14 protein-coding genes are annotated in these 16,937 nt (G+C 75.2%); 11 read left to right on the forward strand and 3 right to left on the reverse strand.

All coding sequences use genetic code 11. The annotated features are described in order from the left end of the window. The first annotated feature begins 2 nt into the window (after positions 1-2). The 8 genes from ABD419_RS20925 to ABD419_RS20960 all read left to right on the forward strand — a co-directional run bounded on the left by ABD419_RS20925 (position 3) and on the right by ABD419_RS20960 (position 8,624). A complete protein-coding gene (locus tag ABD419_RS20925; protein ID WP_344490640.1) occupies positions 3-1,193 on the forward strand; it encodes an ADP-ribosylglycohydrolase family protein in 1,191 nt (396 codons plus the stop codon). Next, on the forward strand, positions 1,190-2,536 hold the full coding sequence (locus tag ABD419_RS20930) for an ADP-ribosylglycohydrolase family protein (protein ID WP_344490643.1): 1,347 nt from the start codon (positions 1,190-1,192) through the stop codon (positions 2,534-2,536). The genes ABD419_RS20925 and ABD419_RS20930 overlap by 4 nt, the downstream gene beginning before the upstream one ends. Continuing rightward, on the forward strand, positions 2,533-3,420 hold the full coding sequence (locus ABD419_RS20935) for a ribokinase (protein WP_344490645.1): 888 nt from the start codon (positions 2,533-2,535) through the stop codon (positions 3,418-3,420). Before ABD419_RS20930 ends, ABD419_RS20935 begins: the two co-directional genes overlap by 4 nt. Beyond that, positions 3,407-5,416 carry an SUMF1/EgtB/PvdO family nonheme iron enzyme gene (locus ABD419_RS20940; RefSeq protein WP_344490648.1) on the forward strand — a complete coding sequence of 670 codons (2,010 nt, stop codon included), beginning with the start codon at positions 3,407-3,409 and terminating at the stop codon, positions 5,414-5,416. The genes ABD419_RS20935 and ABD419_RS20940 overlap by 14 nt, the downstream gene beginning before the upstream one ends. Further along, on the forward strand, positions 5,413-6,600 hold the full coding sequence (locus ABD419_RS20945; RefSeq protein WP_344490651.1) for a CaiB/BaiF CoA transferase family protein: 1,188 nt from the start codon (positions 5,413-5,415) through the stop codon (positions 6,598-6,600). Before ABD419_RS20940 ends, ABD419_RS20945 begins: the two co-directional genes overlap by 4 nt. Further along, positions 6,597-7,388 (forward strand): HpcH/HpaI aldolase/citrate lyase family protein, encoded by a 792-nt coding sequence (locus tag ABD419_RS20950; protein WP_344490654.1) that lies wholly within the window; start codon positions 6,597-6,599, stop codon positions 7,386-7,388. The genes ABD419_RS20945 and ABD419_RS20950 overlap by 4 nt, the downstream gene beginning before the upstream one ends. 17 nt (positions 7,389-7,405) lie before the next feature. Next, positions 7,406-7,924, forward strand: coding sequence for a GNAT family N-acetyltransferase (locus ABD419_RS20955; RefSeq protein ID WP_344490657.1), 519 nt, complete (start codon positions 7,406-7,408; stop codon positions 7,922-7,924). A 94-nt stretch (positions 7,925-8,018) separates the two neighbouring features. Further along, positions 8,019-8,624 carry a maleylpyruvate isomerase family mycothiol-dependent enzyme gene (locus ABD419_RS20960; protein WP_425556155.1) on the forward strand — a complete coding sequence of 202 codons (606 nt, stop codon included), beginning with the start codon at positions 8,019-8,021 and terminating at the stop codon, positions 8,622-8,624. 51 nt (positions 8,625-8,675) lie between these two features. Here ABD419_RS20960 and katG read toward each other — a convergent pair whose 3' ends face one another. Continuing rightward, positions 8,676-10,901, reverse strand: a complete 2,226-nt coding sequence (gene katG, locus ABD419_RS20965; protein WP_344490659.1) for a catalase/peroxidase HPI — start codon at positions 10,899-10,901, stop codon at positions 8,676-8,678. Positions 10,902-11,236: 335 nt separating this feature from the next. Between katG and ABD419_RS20970 the strand changes: the two genes are divergently transcribed. Next, the gene (locus ABD419_RS20970; RefSeq protein WP_344490662.1) at positions 11,237-12,235 is read left to right on the forward strand and encodes a phosphotransferase; all 999 of its coding nucleotides are present in this window, start codon (positions 11,237-11,239) and stop codon (positions 12,233-12,235) included. Positions 12,236-12,296: 61 nt separating this feature from the next. On the opposite strand, the gene ABD419_RS20975 is transcribed toward ABD419_RS20970, so the two are convergent. Further along, complete coding sequence (locus ABD419_RS20975; RefSeq protein WP_425556156.1) at positions 12,297-12,908, reverse strand: response regulator; 612 nt, start codon at positions 12,906-12,908, stop codon at positions 12,297-12,299. A gap of 59 nt (positions 12,909-12,967) precedes the next feature. Beyond that, the gene (locus tag ABD419_RS20980) at positions 12,968-13,762 is read right to left on the reverse strand and encodes a sensor histidine kinase (RefSeq protein WP_425556149.1); all 795 of its coding nucleotides are present in this window, start codon (positions 13,760-13,762) and stop codon (positions 12,968-12,970) included. 137 nt (positions 13,763-13,899) lie between these two features. Here ABD419_RS20980 and ABD419_RS20985 point away from each other — a divergent pair, with 137 nt between their 5' ends. Then, positions 13,900-14,601: an ABC transporter ATP-binding protein gene (locus ABD419_RS20985; RefSeq protein WP_344490668.1), complete on the forward strand. Its 702-nt coding sequence runs from the start codon at positions 13,900-13,902 to the stop codon at positions 14,599-14,601. Then, entirely contained in the window at positions 14,598-16,931 is a 2,334-nt protein-coding gene (locus ABD419_RS20990) for an ABC transporter permease (RefSeq protein ID WP_344490670.1), read from the forward strand. Before ABD419_RS20985 ends, ABD419_RS20990 begins: the two co-directional genes overlap by 4 nt. Positions 16,932-16,937 lie beyond the last annotated feature (6 nt).

Here is a 16,937-nt window from a genome sequence, read left to right on the forward strand (position 1 = left end):
CGATGACCCTGGCGCCGAACACTGGTCCGCTGAACGACGTCCTGACGGACAAGGCGACCGGCGCGCTCGCCGGCGCGGCGGTGGGCGACGCGCTCGGCGGCGCCGCCGAAGGGAACACGCCCGCGGCGATCCAGCAGCGCTACGGCGGCTTCATCGAGGGGATCGTCCCGCCCTTCAACGCGGACTGGCGCAACGCCCGCCCGATCGCGCCCTACCACAAGGGCGACGGGCACATCACCGACGACACGCTCATGACCTGCGCACTCGTCGACGTGTACGCCGACGTGCGCGACCACCTCGACGCCCACGCCGTCGCCTCCCACCTCGTGCCCCTCCTCATCGGGGAGAAGCGCTGGATCCCCGAGTTCGAGGCCGAAGGGCTCCTGCTCCACCGCATCTTCCTCGCCGAGAAGTGGCTCGTCGCCCGCCTCCACTACGGCCACATCGACCCCCGCGAAGCCGGAGTCGGCAACATCGTCAACTGCGGCGCGACCATGTACGCCGCCCCCATCGGCATCGTCAACGCCGGCAGCCCCGACGCCGCCTACGCCGAGGCCATCGACGTCGCCGGCGCCCACCAGTCCTCCTACGGCCGCGAGGCCGCCGGGGTCTACGCCGCCGCCGTCGCCGAGGCCATGCGCCCCGGCGCCGACGTCGACTCCGTCGTCGCCACCGCCCTGCGCCTCGCCAAGGACGGCACCAGGGCCGCCATCGCCGCGGTCGCCGACACCGCCCGCCACATCTCCGACTGGCGCGCCGGCCTCGCCGAGCTGCGCCGCGCCGTCGAGCCGTACGACACCGTCGGCCCCGACTACCGCGCCCCCGCCATGGACGCCCGCATCCCCAGCCGCACCAAGGCCATCGAGGAGCTCCCCATCGCCCTCGGGATGCTCATCGCCGCCCGCGGCGACTACCGCGACGCCGTCCTCGGCTCGATCAACTACGGCCGCGACTCCGACTCCATCGCCGTCATGGCCGGATCGATCGCCGGCGCCCTCGGCGGCCTCGCCGCCGTCCCCGCCGAGTGGATCAAGGACGTCAGCGACCACTCCCGCCTCGACGTCACCGCCACCGGCCCCGTCATCGCCGCCGTCGCCCGCGACATCTGGGCCGCCGACGCCGACCGCGCCGCGCGGGTCGACGCCGCCCGCACCGCCTACGCCGGAGCCGCCGCATACGGAGCTTCCTCATGATCAGACTCTCCTGGACCCAACCCGAGGACCTCGTCCCGCACGCGCTCGAAGCCGCCCGCCTCGACGGCCGCGAAGCGGACGCGATCCGCGACCGCTGGACCGCCGCCGGCGGCTCGACCGACGCACCCGTCTCCGGCGCCACCCCCGAGCCCGCGCCCGCGGCCCTCCGCGGCCTCGCCCGTGAGCTCCTCGCCGAACTCGACCTGCTCCCCGACCCCGAGGCGCTGCGCGCGAACGAGCCCGACGACCTCGGCCCCGTCCTCGCCCTCGCGGCCCCGCCCGAGCTCCCCGACCCCGGCGACACCGCCGACCGCGTCCTCGGCGCCTGGCTCGGCCGCGCCGCCGGATGCCTCCTCGGCAAACCCGTCGAGAAGATCTCCCTCGCCGGCATCCGCGCCATCGCGAAGTCCACCGGCAACTGGCCCCTCGACGGGTACTTCACCGAACGCGGCCTCGACCCCGAGACCGCCGCCGCCCACCCCTGGAACCGCCGCTCGCGCCCCACCAGCCTGGCCGAGAACATCGACGGCATGCCCGAGGACGACGACCTCAACTTCCCGCTCATCGCCCTCCACCTCCTGGAGCGCCACGGCCCCGGCTTCACCACCGACCACGTCGCCCAGGCCTGGCTCGACCTCCTCCCCGGCGGCCGCGTCTTCACCGCCGAGCGCATCGCCTACCGCAACCTCCTCGACGGCGTCGAACCCGACCGCGCCGGCAGCGTGCGCAACCCCTTCCAGGACTGGATCGGCGCGCAGATCCGCACCGACCTCTACGGCTGGACCCGCCCGGGCCTGCCCGTCGAGGCCGCCCTCCTCGCCTGGACCGACGCGCGCCTCTCCCACGGCCGCAACGGCGTCTACGGCGCCATGTTCGCCGCGGCCGCCAGCGCCGCCGCCGTCGCCGGCGCCTCCGTCGACGACGTCATCGAGACCGGGCTGTCCGTCGTCCCCGCGAACTCCCGCTACGCCACCGCGATCCGCTGGGGCACCGGCCTCGCCGAAGGCGGCCTCGACGACGAGGCCGCCGTCGACGCCCTCCACGCCCAGTACGGGCACCTGCACTGGGTCCACGTGCTCCCCAACGCCGCCCTGCTCGCGTTCGCGCTGGCCCGCGGCGGCGGCGACTTCCACCGCACCATCACCCTCGCGGTCTCCGGCGGCTGGGACACCGACTCCGTCGGCGCCACCGCGGGTGCGCTCACCGGCGCCCTCACCGGCGCGAAGGCCCTGCCGCGGCAGTGGACCGACCCGATCGGCGACCGGTACGCCACCTCGGTGCCCGGCTTCGCGAACGCGCGCTTCACCGACCTGGCCGCCCGCACCCTGGAGGCCTCCCGATGACCGTCGTCGTGCTCGGCTCGGCCAACCTCGACCTCGTCTACGAGGTCGAGCGCATTCCCGCGCCCGGGGAGACCGTCCTGTCGCTCGGCTCCGGCTCGTTCGCCGGCGGCAAGGGCAACAACCAGGCCGTGGCCGCCGCCCGCGCGGGCTCGCCGACCCGGTTCATCACCGCGCTCGGCCGCGACGCCGCCGGCGACCGCCTCGCCGCCGAGGCCCGCGCGGCCGGCATCGACCTCCTCGACCGCCGCACCGACGCCCCCACCGGCACCGCCGCGATCTTTGTGGACCGCCGCGGCGAGAACTCCATCGTCGTGAACTCCGGCGCGAACGCCGAGCTCACCGACCTCACCGCGGCCGAACGCGCCGCGATCGCCGCCGCCGACGTGCTCGTCCTCCAACTCGAGACCCCGGTCGACACCGTCGCCGAGGCCGCGGCGGCCGCGAAGGCCGCCGGGACCCGCGTCGTCCTCAACGCCGCCCCCAGCGGCGCCGTGCCGCACGCGGTCCTGCGCGAGGTCGACGTGCTCGTCGTCAACGAGCACGAGGCCGCCGAGCTCGCCGGACCCGACGACCCGATGACCGCCCTGACCGGGCTCGGCTGCGCCGTCATCATCACGCTCGGCGCCGCGGGCGCCCTCGTCGGCGTCCCCGGCGAAGCCCCGGTGACCGTGCCCAGCCACACCGTGGACGCCGTCGACACCACCGGCGCCGGCGACACGTTCGTCGGCGCGTTCGCCGCCGCCCTCGACGGCGAGGGCCTCGACGCGCTCGTCGCCGCCACCGGGTTCGCCACCGCCGCCGCGGCGCTCGCCGTGCAGCGCAAGGGCGCCGTCCCGTCCATTCCGACACTGGAGGAGGTGCGGGCGTTCCGTGACGCACGCTGATCCCGACGAGGCCGCCACCAACACTATTAATCCGCTGGTGCCCCGGCCCATCGACCGCTCCACGACCCTGCCGCCCGGCGGGAGGATCGACCCCGAGGCGGGGGACATCGCGAAGATCTTCGCCGCGCCCGCCGACCCCGCCGACTGGCCCGCCTGGCGCGAGGACCTCGCCGCCTGGCGCGACGAGGCCCGCGCCCGCCTCGCCTACAGCGGGAAGGCCTACGAGAACCCCGCGGTCCGCTGGGCCTCCCGCGCGTACGCGGTCGCCCAGGTCTGGCTGTGGGACGAGCGCCTGTTCGACCACGCCGAGCAGCGCTTCACCGTCGACCGGTTCCTCGACTCGATCGCCGCCCAGGGCGGCCTCGACGGGCTCGTCCTCTGGCACGCCTACCCCGTCATCGGCATCGACGACCGCAACCAGTTCGACTACTACCGCGACGTGCCCGGCCTCGCCGCGCTCGTGCGCGAGTTCCACGACCGCGGCCTGCGCGTCTTCGTCGACTACAACCCGTGGGACACCGGCACCCGCCGCACCGGCCGCGGGGACGCCGACGAGCTCGCCGACCTCATGCGCGAGCTCGACGCCGACGGCATCTTCCTCGACACCCTCAAGGAGGGCGACGCGACCCTCACCCGCGCCCTCGCCGGACGGGTCCTCGAAGGCGAGTCCCGCGTCGCCAACCCGCGCATCGAGGACCACCTCCTGTCGTGGGCCCAGTGGTTCGCCGACTCCGAGGCCCCCGGCGTGCAGCGCGCCCACTGGTACGAGCGCCGCCACATGATGCACTCGATCCGCCGCTGGAACCGCGACCACGCCGAGGAGCTCCAGACCGCGTGGATGAACGGCACCGGCATCCTGGTGTGGGACGCCGTGTTCGGCGTCTGGGTCGGGTGGAACCGCCGCGACGAGGCCACGCTCCGCCGGATGCTGCGCGTGCAGCGCGCCGCCGCCGACGTCCTCGTCGACGGCGAGTGGGCCCCGCTCGACGGCGCGACCCCCGAGGCGGTCGCCGCCGGCGTCCACGTCTCCCGCTGGACCCTCGGTGACGTGACACTGTGGACGATCGTGAACCGGCGCGACCTCGACTGGGTCGGCGACCCCCTCGCCGCGCCCGCGACCGGCCGCCGCGTCGACGTCACCGCCGGGACCAAGGTCGACGGCGCGATCAAGGTCCCCGCCCGCGGCATCGCGGGCGTCCTCGACCTCGCCCCCGGCGCCGCGGCCCCCGCCTGGCTCGACGCGCTCCTGCGCGAGGCCGCCGCCGACCCTGGCGCGACCGACGCGGCCTTCCCCGCCCGCGAGGCGGTCCGCGTGCGGCCCAAGGCGTCCGTGCTCCAGATCCCGCCGAACACCGCCGTCCGCGTCCCCGCCGGCCGCCGCGACCTCCGGGTCGCCTACCGCCGCCGCGAGACCGGCTTCTACCAGGGCGCGCCCTACGTCGAGGAGTGGAAGCCGCTCCCGCCGCGCCTCCACGACGACCGCGAGGAGGTCCTCGCCGTCGAGACCGGCCCGGTCGCCGTGGCCGCCAACGAGGTCTCAGTCATGCAGTACCGGCTGTTCCTCGACCGCAGCGGCTACGAGCCGACGGTCCCGCACCGGTTCCTCACGGGCACCGCGGACGCCGACCCGATGGCCCCCGTCACCGGGGTGTCCCTCGACGACGCCCGCGCCTACGCCGCCTGGGCCGGCGCCCGCCTGCCCGACGAGTTCGAGTGGCAGCTCGCCGCCGCCCTCCCCGGCTTCACCCGCCGCGAACCGGCCGTGTGGAACTGGACCGAGAGCGAGCACTGCGACGGGATCACCCGCTTCGCGATGCTCAAGGGCGGCAGCGCCCACCGCTCCGAGGGCTCCGACTGGTACACCGACGGCGGCGTCCGAGACCCCGAGTTCAGCCTGAAGTTCCTGCTCCCCGGCCTCGGACTGGAGCGCTCGAGCAGCATCGGGTTCCGCATCGCCTGGGACCTGCCCGCGACCGGTGAGGAGGGCACCGCATGACCGCGCCGCTGGAGGGCCTGCGGGTCCTCGACGTCTCGACCCTGTTCGCCGGGCCCATCGCCGCGACCTTCCTCGGCGACTTCGGCGCCGACGTCGTCAAGGTCGAGCACCCGACGAAGCCCGACGCCTCGCGCGGCCACGGGCCGTCCAAGGACGGCGTCAACCTGTGGTGGAAGACCCTGGGCCGCAACAAGCGCACCGTCACCGTGAACCTCGGGACCCCCGAGGGCGCCGAGCTGCTGCTGCGCCTCGCCGCCGGCGCCGACGTGCTCATCGAGAACTTCCGGCCCGGCACCCTCGAACGCTGGGGCCTGGGCCCCGAGCGGCTCCACGAGGCCAACCCGCGCCTCGTCGTCGCCCGCGTCACCGCGTTCGGCCAGACCGGCCCGTACTCGGGCCGCCCCGGGTTCGGCAGCCTCGCCGAGGCCATGAGCGGCTTCGCGGCCCTCACCGGCCAGCCCGACGGGCCGCCCACGCTGCCGCCGTTCGGCCTCGCCGACGGCGTCGCCGCGCTCGCCACCGCCTACGCGGTCATGGTCGCGCTCCGCGCGGCCGACCGCGACGGCGCCGGGCAGGTCATCGACCTCGCCATCATCGAGCCGATCCTCATGCTCCTCGGCGGCCAGATCACCGCCTACGACCAGCTCGGGGTCCTCCAGCCGCGCAGCGGGAACCGCTCGGTCAACAACGCCCCGCGGAACGTGTACGAGACCGGCGACGGCGAGTGGGTCGCCGTCTCCACCAGCTCCCAGTCGATCGCCGAGCGCGTCGTGCGCCTGGTCGGGCGCGCCGACCTCGTCGCCGAGCCCTGGTTCGCGTCCGGGCACACCCGCGCCGAGCACGCCGACGAGCTCGACGAGGCCGTCGCCGCCTGGATCGGCGCCCGCCCCACCGCCGAGGTCGTCGCCGCGTTCGAGGACGCGCAGGCCGCCGTCGCCCCCGTCTACGACGTGCGCGGCGTCCTCGCCGACCCCCAGTACCGGGCCATCGGCACCGTCCAGACCGTCGAGGACGAGGAGCTCGGCCCGGTGAAGATGCAGAACGTCCTGTTCCGGCTCTCGGCCACGCCCGGCGCGATCCGCTGGCCCGGACGCCGCCACGGCCAGGACACCGACGAGGTGCTCGCCGAGGTCGGCGTCACCCGCGAGCAGCTGGAACGGCTGCGGGAGAAAGGGATCGTATGAACCCGGTCAGCGCACTGTACGTGCCGGGCGACCGCCCGGACCGCTTCGACAAGGCCGCCGCCTCCGGCGCCGACGTCGTCATCCTCGACCTGGAGGACGCCGTCGCCGACGCCGCGAAGGCCGCGGCCCTCGACCACGTCACCGCATGGCTGCACGGCCGCACCGGCGGGCCCGCGGTCCAGGTGCGGGTCAACTGGGGCGCCGACCACGAGATCCGGGCCGTCCGCGCCACCGGCGCCCAGGTGGGCCTGCGCATCCCCAAAGTGGAGTCGCCCGAGGACCTCGGCGTCATCGCCGCACTCGCCGAGGGCCTGCCGCTGACCGCGCTCGTGGAGTCCGCGCGCGGCCTCCAGAACGCCGGCGCGATCGCCGCCCACCCGGCGGTCGCCGCGCTCGCGCTCGGCGAGGCCGACCTCGCCTCCGACCTCGGGTCCACCGCCGAGGCCGTCCTCGACCACGCCCGCATCCGCCTGCTCGTCGCCGCCCGCGCCGCGGGCCTGCCCGCCCCGATGCTCTCGGTCTACCCGCGGATCCGGGACCTCGACGGCCTGCGGGCCGACACCGAGCGCGGCAGGTCCCTGGGCCTGTACGGCCGCACCGCCGTGCACCCGAGCCAGCTCCCGGTGATCCGCGAGGTCTTCGTACCGGGCCCCGAGGAGACCGCGTGGGCGGAGGCCGTCGTGGCCGCCCTCGACGGCGGGGGAGTGGCGACGCTCCCGAGCGGCGAGATGGTCGACCCGGCGATGCTCGGCCGCGCCCGGGCCATCCTCGCGTCAGGGAACCGCTAGCGGGGGATACTCATGCGGTGACACTCATCCGACGCGAGACCGACGGCGACCGCGACGCCGTCCACGCCCTCCATGCCGCCGCCTTCGCGACCGCCCCGCACGCCTCCGGCGGCGAGGCCGACCTCGTCGACGCCCTCCGCGGCACCCGCGCGTGGGAGCCGCGGTACTCCCTCGTCGCCGAGATCGACGGCACCCTCGCCGGGCACGTCGTCTCCTCCTACGGCACCGTCGGCGGCACCCGCGTCCTCGGTCTGGGCCCCATCGGCGTCGACCCCGCCCGCCAGCGCCGGGGCGTCGGCTCGGCGCTCATGCACGCCGCCCTCGCCGCCGCCGACGCCCGCGACGAGCCCGCCGTCGTCCTCCTCGGCGACCCGGCCTACTACGGCCGCTTCGGATTCGTCCCCGCCGCCGACCACGGCGTCGCCCCCGAGCACCCCGAATGGGGCCCGTACTTCCAGATCCGCACCCTCGCCGCGTGGGGCTCCGGGCTCGGCGGCACGTTCGCGTACGCGCCCGCGTTCGCCGAGTTCGGCTGAAGCCGATGAATCCCGGCCCGCCGCGCGGTCTTCACCGCGAGAGAAGGGAGCACCGGTGACCGAGACCCTGCCGAAGCCGGAACTGTGGAACGCGATGTTCGCCGAGCGCCGGGCGCTCGCCGACGACCTCGCGGGCCTCGACGCCGCGGCCTGGACCACCCCCTCGCAGTGCGCGGGCCTGTCGGTGCGCGAGGTCCTCGCGCACCTCACCGCGGGCGCGAGCCTGAGCTGGCCCCGCTGGATGCTCGGGGTGATCAAGTGCCGCTTCGACTTCGACGCGCAGGTCGAGGTGCAGCTGCGGCGGCAGCTCGGCCGCTCGGGCGCCGAGACCCTGGAGCGGTTCGAACGCGTCGTCACCAGCACCACGAAGCCGATCCCGCTGCGGGCCATGCTCGGCGAGATCGTCGTCCACGGCGAGGACATCCGCCGCCCGCTCGGCCTGCGCCGCGACCTGCCCGACGCCGCCGCGACCGCCGCGGCCGCGTACTTCCAGCGCACCAACATGGCCGTGCCCTCGGGACGGCGCGCCGCCGGGCTCCGGCTCGAGGCGACCGACGGGCCGTTCGCGGCCGGCGCCGGCCCGCTCGTGGCCGGCCCGGCCCTCGCCCTCATCATGGCGATGACCGGCCGCGCGGCCTACTGCGACGAGCTCGACGGCGAGGGCGTCCCGCTCCTGCGCGAGCGCTGCGAATCCATGTGAGGCGACGCGAAAGCCGCCGGACCCGCAGGTCCGGCGGCTTCCGTCACGGTGCTAGCGCAGGTCGAACCGGTCGAGGTTCGCGACCTTGACCCACACGGCCGCGAAGTCCTTCGCGAACTTCTCGGCGGCGTCGTCGCTGCCGTAGACCTCGGCGAGGGCCCGCAGCTCGGAGTTCGAGCCGAACAGCAGGTCCACGCGGGTGCCGGTCCACTTCACGTCGCCGGTGGCGTCGTCGTGGGCCGTGTAGACCCCGTCGTCGCCGGCCTTCCAGGTGACGCCCGGAGCCAGGAGGTTCCGGAAGAAGTCGTTCGTCAGCGTCCCGGGGCGGTCGGTGAACACGCCGTGCTGCGCGTCCTCGAAGTTCGCGCCCAGCACGCGCAGGCCGCCCAGGAGGACGGTCATCTCCGGCGCGGTCAGCGTGAGCAGGTTCGCCTTGTCCACGAGCAGGAACTCCGCGGGGATGCGGTGGCCCTTCCCGAGGTAGTTGCGGAACCCGTCGGCGGTCGGCTCCAGCGGCGCGAACGAGTCCGCGTCGGTCTGCTCCTCGGTCGCGTCCACGCGGCCGGGGGAGAACGGCACCTCGACGTCGAACCCGGCGTCCTTCGCGGCCTTCTTGACCGCGACCGCGCCGCCGAGGACGATGACGTCGGCCAGCGAGACGCGCACGCCGCCGGTCTGCGCGGCGTTGAACGCGTCCTTGACCTCCTCGAGCTTCCCGAGGACGATCCCGAGCTTGTCGGGCTCGTTCACCGTCCAGCCGCGCTGCGGCTGGAGGCGGATGCGGGCGCCGTTGGCGCCGCCGCGCTTGTCGGAGCCGCGGAACGAGGACGACGCGGCCCACGCGGTCGACACGAGCTGCGCCACCGAGAGGCCGGAGTCGAGGATGCGGGCCTCGAGGTCGGCCACGTCGGCGGCCGTGACCTGGTCGTAGTCGGCCGCGGGGAGCGGGTCCTGCCAGATCAGGTCCTCGGAGGGGACCTCGGCGCCGAGGTAGCGGACCTTCGGGCCCATGTCGCGGTGGGTGAGCTTGAACCAGGCGCGGGCGAACGCGTCGGCGAACGCCTGCGGGTCCTCCGCGAAGCGGCGCGAGATCGGCTCGTACACCGGGTCGAAGCGCAGCGACAGGTCCGTGGTCAGCATCGTCGGCGCGTGCCGCTTCGACGGGTCGTGCGCGTCGGGGACGGTCCCGTCACCGGCGCCGTCCTTGGGACGCCACTGGTGCGCGCCCGCGGGCGAGTCGAACAGCTCCCACTCGTAGCCGAACAGGATCTCGAAGAAGCTGTTGTCCCACTGGGTCGGCGTGTTCGTCCAGATGCCCTCGAGGCCCGAGGTGATGGCGTCGCCGCCCTTGCCGGTGCCGAAGGTCGACTTCCAGCCGAAGCCCAGCTCCTCGATCGCCGCGCCCTCGGGCTCGGCGCCGACGTGGTCGGCCGGGCCCGCGCCGTGGGTCTTGCCGAAGGTGTGGCCGCCGGCGATGAGCGCGACGGTCTCCTCGTCGTCCATCGCCATGCGCGCGAACGTCTCGCGGATGTCGCGGGCCGCCGCGATCGGGTCCGGGTTCCCGTTGGGGCCCTCGGGGTTGACGTAGATCAGGCCCATCTGCACCGCGGCGAGCGGGTTCTCCAGGTCGCGCTCGCCCGAGTAGCGGGCGTCGCCGAGCCAGGTGGTCTCCGGGCCCCAGTACACGTCCTCGTCCGGCTCCCACACGTCGGCGCGGCCGCCGGCGAACCCGAACGTCGGGAAGCCCATGGACTCCAGCGCCACGTTCCCGGACAGGATCATGAGGTCGGCCCAGGACAGGCTCTGGCCGTACTTCTGCTTCACCGGCCACAGCAGGCGGCGCGCCTTGTCCAGGTTGCCGTTGTCGGGCCAGGAGTTCAGGGGCGCGAAGCGCTGCTGGCCGGCCCCGGCGCCGCCGCGGCCGTCGCTGATGCGGTACGTGCCCGCGGAGTGCCACGCCATGCGGATGATGAGCGGGCCGTAGTGCCCGAAGTCGGCCGGCCACCAGTCCTGCGAGGTCGTCAGAACCTGCGCGATGTCGGCCTTGACCGCCGCGAGGTCGAGCGACAGGAACGCCTTCCCGTAGTCGAAGTCCTCGCCGAGCGGGTTCGTCTCGGCCGGGTTCTTCGCCAGCAGCCGCAGGTTGAGCCGGTCCGGCCACCAGCCCCGGTTGCCGCCGCCCTGCGCCGGGACGGGCGCGCGCCCGTGCGCGACAGGGCACTTCGACTCGGCTCCCGCGTCCGCGTCGTGGATGATCGCGTCGTGGTCCTCAGACATGGATGTCCTCCTCATTCACCGGGCGCCCCGAACCCCTGCCAGGGCGGCCCCGTACCAGGTCTCAACAACAACTTACTCGTAGTTTAGACAGAGTCTAAATGAGGGGCCGGGATCGGTCGCCGAGAAGGTGCCGCAGTGCGACGAGCCGGGTCGCGGAGCACGCGGCGAGGTCGGTACCGGACAAGTCGGGCGCTCGTCCGTCGTCCGCACCACCGCCTCCGCGAGGCGCCGCCGGGGCGCGACCGGTCTTCCGAGGCCGGCTCCGGAAACTCCCCGACACCGCCCCGGCGGTAAACCGATTGCGTCCGAGAGCGGTTGCCGGTTGAATGCACCGCATGGAACCAGCAGCGGCAGCGGCCGCACTCGGCCTCGGCGCCCTCCGCGGACCCGCGGTCGTCCTCAAAGCCGAGGAGCGCTCCCCGGTGTGGCGGGTCGACACCGCGAGCGGGACCTGGGTCGTCAAGAGCCTCGTCCCGCACGGCGACTACTGGCTCGCCGACGTCGCCCAGACCGGCCGCCTGGAGGCCGCGGCCTGGGAGGCCGGGGTCGGCACGGCCGAGCCGCTGCGCCCCGCGTCGGCCGCGGCCGGCATGTGGGCCCCGGTCGGCGACGGCTCGTACGCGAGGGCCGCGCGGTTCCTCGACGGCGCCCCGGCCCCCGCACCGGTGCCCCCGCACCTCGCCGCCTGGGCCGGCGCGGCCTTCGCGGCACTCGAACGGCTCGCGGTCGCGCCCGACCCGGACCCGACCGGCGACTACGCCTTCCGCTTCCACCCCGAGGCCGAGTGGGACGAGTGGCTCGACCAGGCGGAGGACCTCGGGGTCCTCGACCCCGCCGGGCGCCGCGCGCTCAAGGACATCGCGGTGCGCATCGCCGCCGCGGGCGAACCCGCCGTCGCCGCGATGCCGGAGCGGCTGATCGTCCACGGCGACTTCAGCCACCTGAACATCATGGTGACCCCGCAGGGCCCCAAGCTCATCGACTTCGACTCCGGCGGCCCCGCCGTCCCGTGGTGGGAGCTGGTGTCGATCGCGATCGAGATGGGCGCCCCGGGCCTCGGCGTCATGGAGCCCGACCGCGCCAGCGTCGAGGCGTGCGTCGCCGGGTACGCCGACGCGGGCAGCACGATCGGCGACACCGGCGAAGGGGCCTTCACCGGCATCCTCGCCGGGCGCCTGGCCACGGCCGCATGGCAGCTCTGGATGGCCTGCGGCCACCGCGGCGGCAGCCCCGAGCTCCAGGCGGGCTTCGCCCGCGACGTCCGCGGCTCGATCACCGCCCTGACGGCGATGCTCGACGCCGTTCCGGTCTGGTCCTCCTGGCTCAAGGGCTGACCGGTCCGCCCGGACCGCGGTCGATCAGCGCCCGGCGCGGCCCGCGAGCGGCCCAGAGCGCTCAGTCCCCGCCGACCCCGCCGCCGGGCGTCACCAGACCCGTCTCGTAGGCCACCACCACCGCCTGGGCCCGGTCGCGCAGGCCGAGCTTCGCGAAGATCCGCGCCACATGGGTCTTCACCGTGGCCTCGCTCAACGTCAACCGCGCCGCCAGTTCGGCGTTCGACAGGCCGCGGCCCATGAGCGCCAGCACCTCCAGCTCCCGCGGCGTCAGCCCCTGCAGGCTCCCGGGCGCCGCGCTCCCGCCCCGCTCGGCCGCGAACCGCTCCACCAGGCGCCGCGTGATCGACGGCGCCAGCAGCGCGTCCCCGGTGCCCACCAACCGCACCGCCGCGGCCAGGTGCTCGGCCGTCACGTCCTTGAGCAGGAACCCGCTCGCCCCCGCCGCGAGCGCCGCGTACACGTACCGGTCGAGGTCGAACGTGGTCAGCATGATGACCCGGCACGAGGGCGCCAGCGCCAGGATCCGCCGCGCCGCCTCCAGCCCGTCCATCTCGGGCATCCTGATGTCCAGGAGCACCACGTCCGGCACCAGCCGCCGCACCGCCGCGACCGCCTCCACCCCGTCCGCCGCCTCGCCCACGACCTCGATGCCCCTGGCGTTCAAGATCATCCGGAACCCCGCGCGCACCAGCGCCTGGTCGTCGACGACCAGCACCCGCGGCCCGCCGCTCACGGCCGCCCCAGCGGCAGCCGCGCCCGCACCCGGAACCCGCCGCCGAGCCGCCGGCGCGCGTCCAGGTCCCCGCCGTACACGCCGACCCGCTCGCGCAGCCCCGCCAGGCCCCGGCCCGTCCCGCCGCGCCCGCTCGGCGGCCGGTCCCCGGTGAGCACGCTCGGCCCGCCGTTCAGGACCTCCACCCGCAGCGAGCGCTCGCTGTAGCGCACCGTCACCTGCGCCTGCGCGCCCCCGGCGTGCTTGAGCGCGTTGGTGAGCGCCTCCTGCACGATCCGGTACGCCGTCACGTCGATCCCCGGCGGCAGCTCCCGCGGCGCCCCCGAGATCCGCACCTCCACCGGCAGCCCCGCGAACGCGAACCGGTCCACCAGCGATCCGAGCCGGTCCATCCCCGGCTGCGGCCCCAGGCCCGGCCCGTCGTCCTCGCCGTCCTGCGCCGGCGCGAGCACCCCGAGGAGGTGCCGCAGCTCCGTCAGCGCCGAGCGCCCCGCGTCCTCCACCGCGGCCATCGCCGCCGCGGCCGCCTCCGGCATCGCGTCGAGCACCTCCCGCGCCGCCGCGGCCTGCACCACCATCAGGCTCACGGTGTGGCTCACGACGTCGTGCAGCTCCCGCGCGATCCGCTCCCGCTCGGCCCGCACCGCGGCCGCCGTCGCGTGCGCCCGCTCCCGCTCCAGCAGCCACCGCTGCTCCGCCAGCGCCTTCCGGTGCGCCCGATGGGAACGCAGCAGCGCCGCGCCGAGGCCGGCCGCGGCCGCCAGCGCGAGCCCGAATGCGAGAGTCCACACGGGTCCAGTCTCGCAGGCCCGGCCCGCACCGGCATCGGTCGCCGGGTCCACCCCCGTACATCCGGAGGATGACCCGCCCCCGAACCTGCCTCCCCGGACCGATGCGGGCGCCGCGCGGGCGGCCGTACGTTGGCGGCATGAACGCAACCGAACCCCCCGTCCTGGTCGCCCTCGACCGGCTCCGCAAGGAGTACGGCGACACCGCGGCGCTCGACGACGTCTCCCTCACCGTCCGCCGCGGCGAGGCCGTGGCCGTCATGGGCCCCTCCGGCTCCGGCAAGTCCACGATGCTCAACATGATCGCCGGCCTCGACCGCCCCGACTCCGGCACGGTCACCGTGGACGGCAAGGAGATCGGCGGCCTCGACGAGACCGGCCGCTCCCTGTTCCGCCGCCGCGCCGTCAGCGTGATCTTCCAGTTCTTCAACCTCCTCGACGACCTCACCGTCCTCGACAACGTCGCCCTCGCCGCACAGCTCGCCGGCGTCCGCGCCGCGCAGGCCCGCCAGCGGGCCCTCGAACTGCTCGACGAGCTCGGCATCGCCGACCGCCGCGACCTCTACCCCGCCACGCTCTCCGGCGGCGAGCGCCAGCGCGCCGCCGTCGCCCGCGCCCTCGTCAACCGCCCCGCCCTCCTCCTCGCCGACGAGCCCACCGGCGCGCTCGACAGCCATGCGGGCGAACAGGTCATGGACCTCCTCATCGACCTCAACCAGATCGGGCAGACCCTCCTCATCGTCACCCACGACCCGAACCTCGCCCTCCGCTGCGCGAGCCGCGTCGTGGAGTTCGCCGACGGCCGCATCGTCGGCGAGCGGGCCCTGGAGCGCGCGTTGTGAGCGCCGTGTGGACCACCGTGCGCGCCGCCGTGCGCCGCCGCCGCTTCCAGACCGCCGCCATCGCCCTGGTGGTCCTGTTCTCCAGCGCCACCGTCGTGGCCGCGCTGGCGCTCCTCGCGGCCTCCTCTGAGCCGTTCGACCGGGTCTTCGCCGAGCAGCGCGGCGCGCACCTCACCGCGGAGTTCGACGCCGCGCTCGCGACGGACGCCGCGGTCGGCGCGACCGCCGGCCTCGACGGGGTCGCCGCCGCGGCCGGGCCCTTCGGGCAGCTCGCCACCGTCCTGGAGCTGCCGGGGGACGAGGTGTTCCAGCTCCCGGTCGCCGTCGCCGGGCGCGACGACCCCGCCGGCCCGGTCGACCGCCTCGACCTCATCGAAGGCCGCTGGGCTGCAGCCGAAGGCGAGATCGTGCTGAGCGGCGCCTTCACCGACCAAGGCTCCTCGACATCCCCGTTCCCGATCGGCACCGAACTGACCACGTCGGACGGTACCGCCCTCACCGTGGTCGGCTTCGCCTCCAGCTTCGGCCGCAGCGCCGACGCCTGGGTCACCGAAGCCCAGATGGACGCCATGGGGCCCACCGCGACCCAGATGCTCTACCGCCTCGACGCGCACGCCGCCGACGCCGACATCGACGCGGCGCTGGCCGCGATCACCGCCGCCGTCCCCGACGGCGCCCTCACCGGCGCGCAGTCCTACCTCGCCCTCAAGGAGGACGTCTCCGCAGAGCTCGGCATCTTCCTGGTGCTGCTCACCGTGTTCGGCATCCTCGGCCTGGCCGTGTCCGTCCTCATCGTCGCCAACGTGGTCGGCGGCGCCGTCGTCTCCGGCCTGCGCCACATCGGCATCCTCAAGGCCCTCGGCTTCACCCCCCGCCAGGTCGTCGCCGTCTACCTCGCGATGGTGTCGCTCCCGGCCGCCGCCGGCGCCGTCCTCGGCACGGCCCTGGGCCACCTCCTCGCGGCCGGGGTCATGGCCGAGACGTTCCGCGACGCGGGCCTCGGCACGCCGGCCGTCAGCCCCTGGGCCGACGCCGCCGCGCTCCTGGGCATGCCGCTGCTGGTGGTCCTGGCCGCGCTCGGCCCCGCGCTGCGCGCCCACCGGCTCTCGGCCGCCGCGGCCATCAGCGCGGGATCGGCGCCCCGCAGCGGCCGCGGCCTGCGCGTCCACCGTCGCCTCAGCGGCACGCCGCTGCCGCGCTCGGTGAGCCTGGGACTGGGCCTGCCGTTCGCGCGGCCCGGCCGCACCGCGCTGACGGCCGCGGCCGTCGTCCTCGGGGTCACCACCGCGACCTTCACCGCGGGCCTGGCCGCGTTCGCGACCGGGGTCGACGCGATGATCCAGCGGCACGAGGCCGCCCCCGTCGAAGTCCTCGGCGGCCCCGGCGGGCCCGGCGGCGACGACGCCGCCGCCCTGGGCGACCAGGCGACGCAGGACCTGCTCGCCGGGATGGCCGGTACCGCGAACGTGACCGCGAACCTGCGGATGCCGGTGTCGGCGTTCGGGTTCGCGAAGACGCCGACGCTGTGGTCCATCCGCGGCGACGCCTCGGACATGGGCTTCGCCGAGCAGCTGGTCGACGGACGCTGGCTCGAAGGCCCCGGCGAGGCGGTCCTCTCCTCGAAGGCCGCGCACCAGAGCGGCCTGGGGCCGGGGGACGAGATGACGCTCGAACTCGACGGCGGCACCGCCACCGTCGCGATCGTCGGCGTCGTCATGGGCAGCGGCACCGGCACCGTCTACACCGGCTGGGACGTCCTCACCGGACTGGTCGCGGACGTCGAGGCGCTGGGGCAGCCGATCACCTACGAGGTCGCCCTCGACGCGGGGACCGACCCGGCCGCGTTCCTGGCCGCCGTCGAGGACGCGGGGCTCGTCGGCCGGTCCACGCGCCAGTCCGACGCGACCGGGATCGCCGTGGTCGGCCTCGCGACCCTGTTCGCGCTCATGCTGGGGACCGTCGCGGCGCTCGGGGTGTTCAACACCGTCGCCCTCGACGCGCGCGAGCGCCGCCGCGACCTCGCCATGCTCAAGTCGATCGGCATGACCCCGCGGCAGGTGGTGGCGATGATGGTGACCTCCATGGCGGGCCTGGGCGTCCTCGGCGGCCTGGCCGGCATCGGCCTCGGCGTGGCCGCCCACCGGCAGGTCATGCGGCTGGCGGCCGCGGCCTCGCAGGTCGACATGCCCGATTCGCTGCTGCGGACCTGGAGCGCGCCGCAGCTCGCGCTGCTGGCCCTCGCGGGCCTGGCGATCGCCGTGGCCGGCGCCTACCTCCCGGCGCGGCGCGCGGCCCGGCTCACCATCGCCGAAGCGCTGCACAGCGAGTGAGCGGGG

This window comes from Glycomyces endophyticus (assembly GCF_039531525.1).
Classification (GTDB): domain Bacteria; phylum Actinomycetota; class Actinomycetes; order Mycobacteriales; family Micromonosporaceae; genus Glycomyces; species Glycomyces endophyticus.

Bases quoted from the DNA above. Each gene is read 5' to 3' on its own strand.
- ABD419_RS20925 (WP_344490640.1), top strand. From the start codon at position 3: ATGACCCTGGCGCCGAACACTGGTCCGCTGAACGACGTCCTGACGGAC.
- ABD419_RS20930 (WP_344490643.1), top strand. From the start codon at position 1,190: ATGATCAGACTCTCCTGGACCCAACCCGAGGACCTCGTCCCGCACGCG.
- ABD419_RS20935 (WP_344490645.1), top strand. From the start codon at position 2,533: ATGACCGTCGTCGTGCTCGGCTCGGCCAACCTCGACCTCGTCTACGAG.
- ABD419_RS20945 (WP_344490651.1), top strand. From the start codon at position 5,413: ATGACCGCGCCGCTGGAGGGCCTGCGGGTCCTCGACGTCTCGACCCTG.
- ABD419_RS20950 (WP_344490654.1), top strand. From the start codon at position 6,597: ATGAACCCGGTCAGCGCACTGTACGTGCCGGGCGACCGCCCGGACCGC.
- ABD419_RS20960 (WP_425556155.1), top strand. From the start codon at position 8,019: ATGTTCGCCGAGCGCCGGGCGCTCGCCGACGACCTCGCGGGCCTCGAC.
- katG (WP_344490659.1), bottom strand. From the start codon at position 10,901: ATGTCTGAGGACCACGACGCGATCATCCACGACGCGGACGCGGGAGCC.
- ABD419_RS20970 (WP_344490662.1), top strand. From the start codon at position 11,237: ATGGAACCAGCAGCGGCAGCGGCCGCACTCGGCCTCGGCGCCCTCCGC.
- ABD419_RS20975 (WP_425556156.1), bottom strand. From the start codon at position 12,908: ATGATCTTGAACGCCAGGGGCATCGAGGTCGTGGGCGAGGCGGCGGAC.
- ABD419_RS20985 (WP_344490668.1), top strand. From the start codon at position 13,900: ATGAACGCAACCGAACCCCCCGTCCTGGTCGCCCTCGACCGGCTCCGC.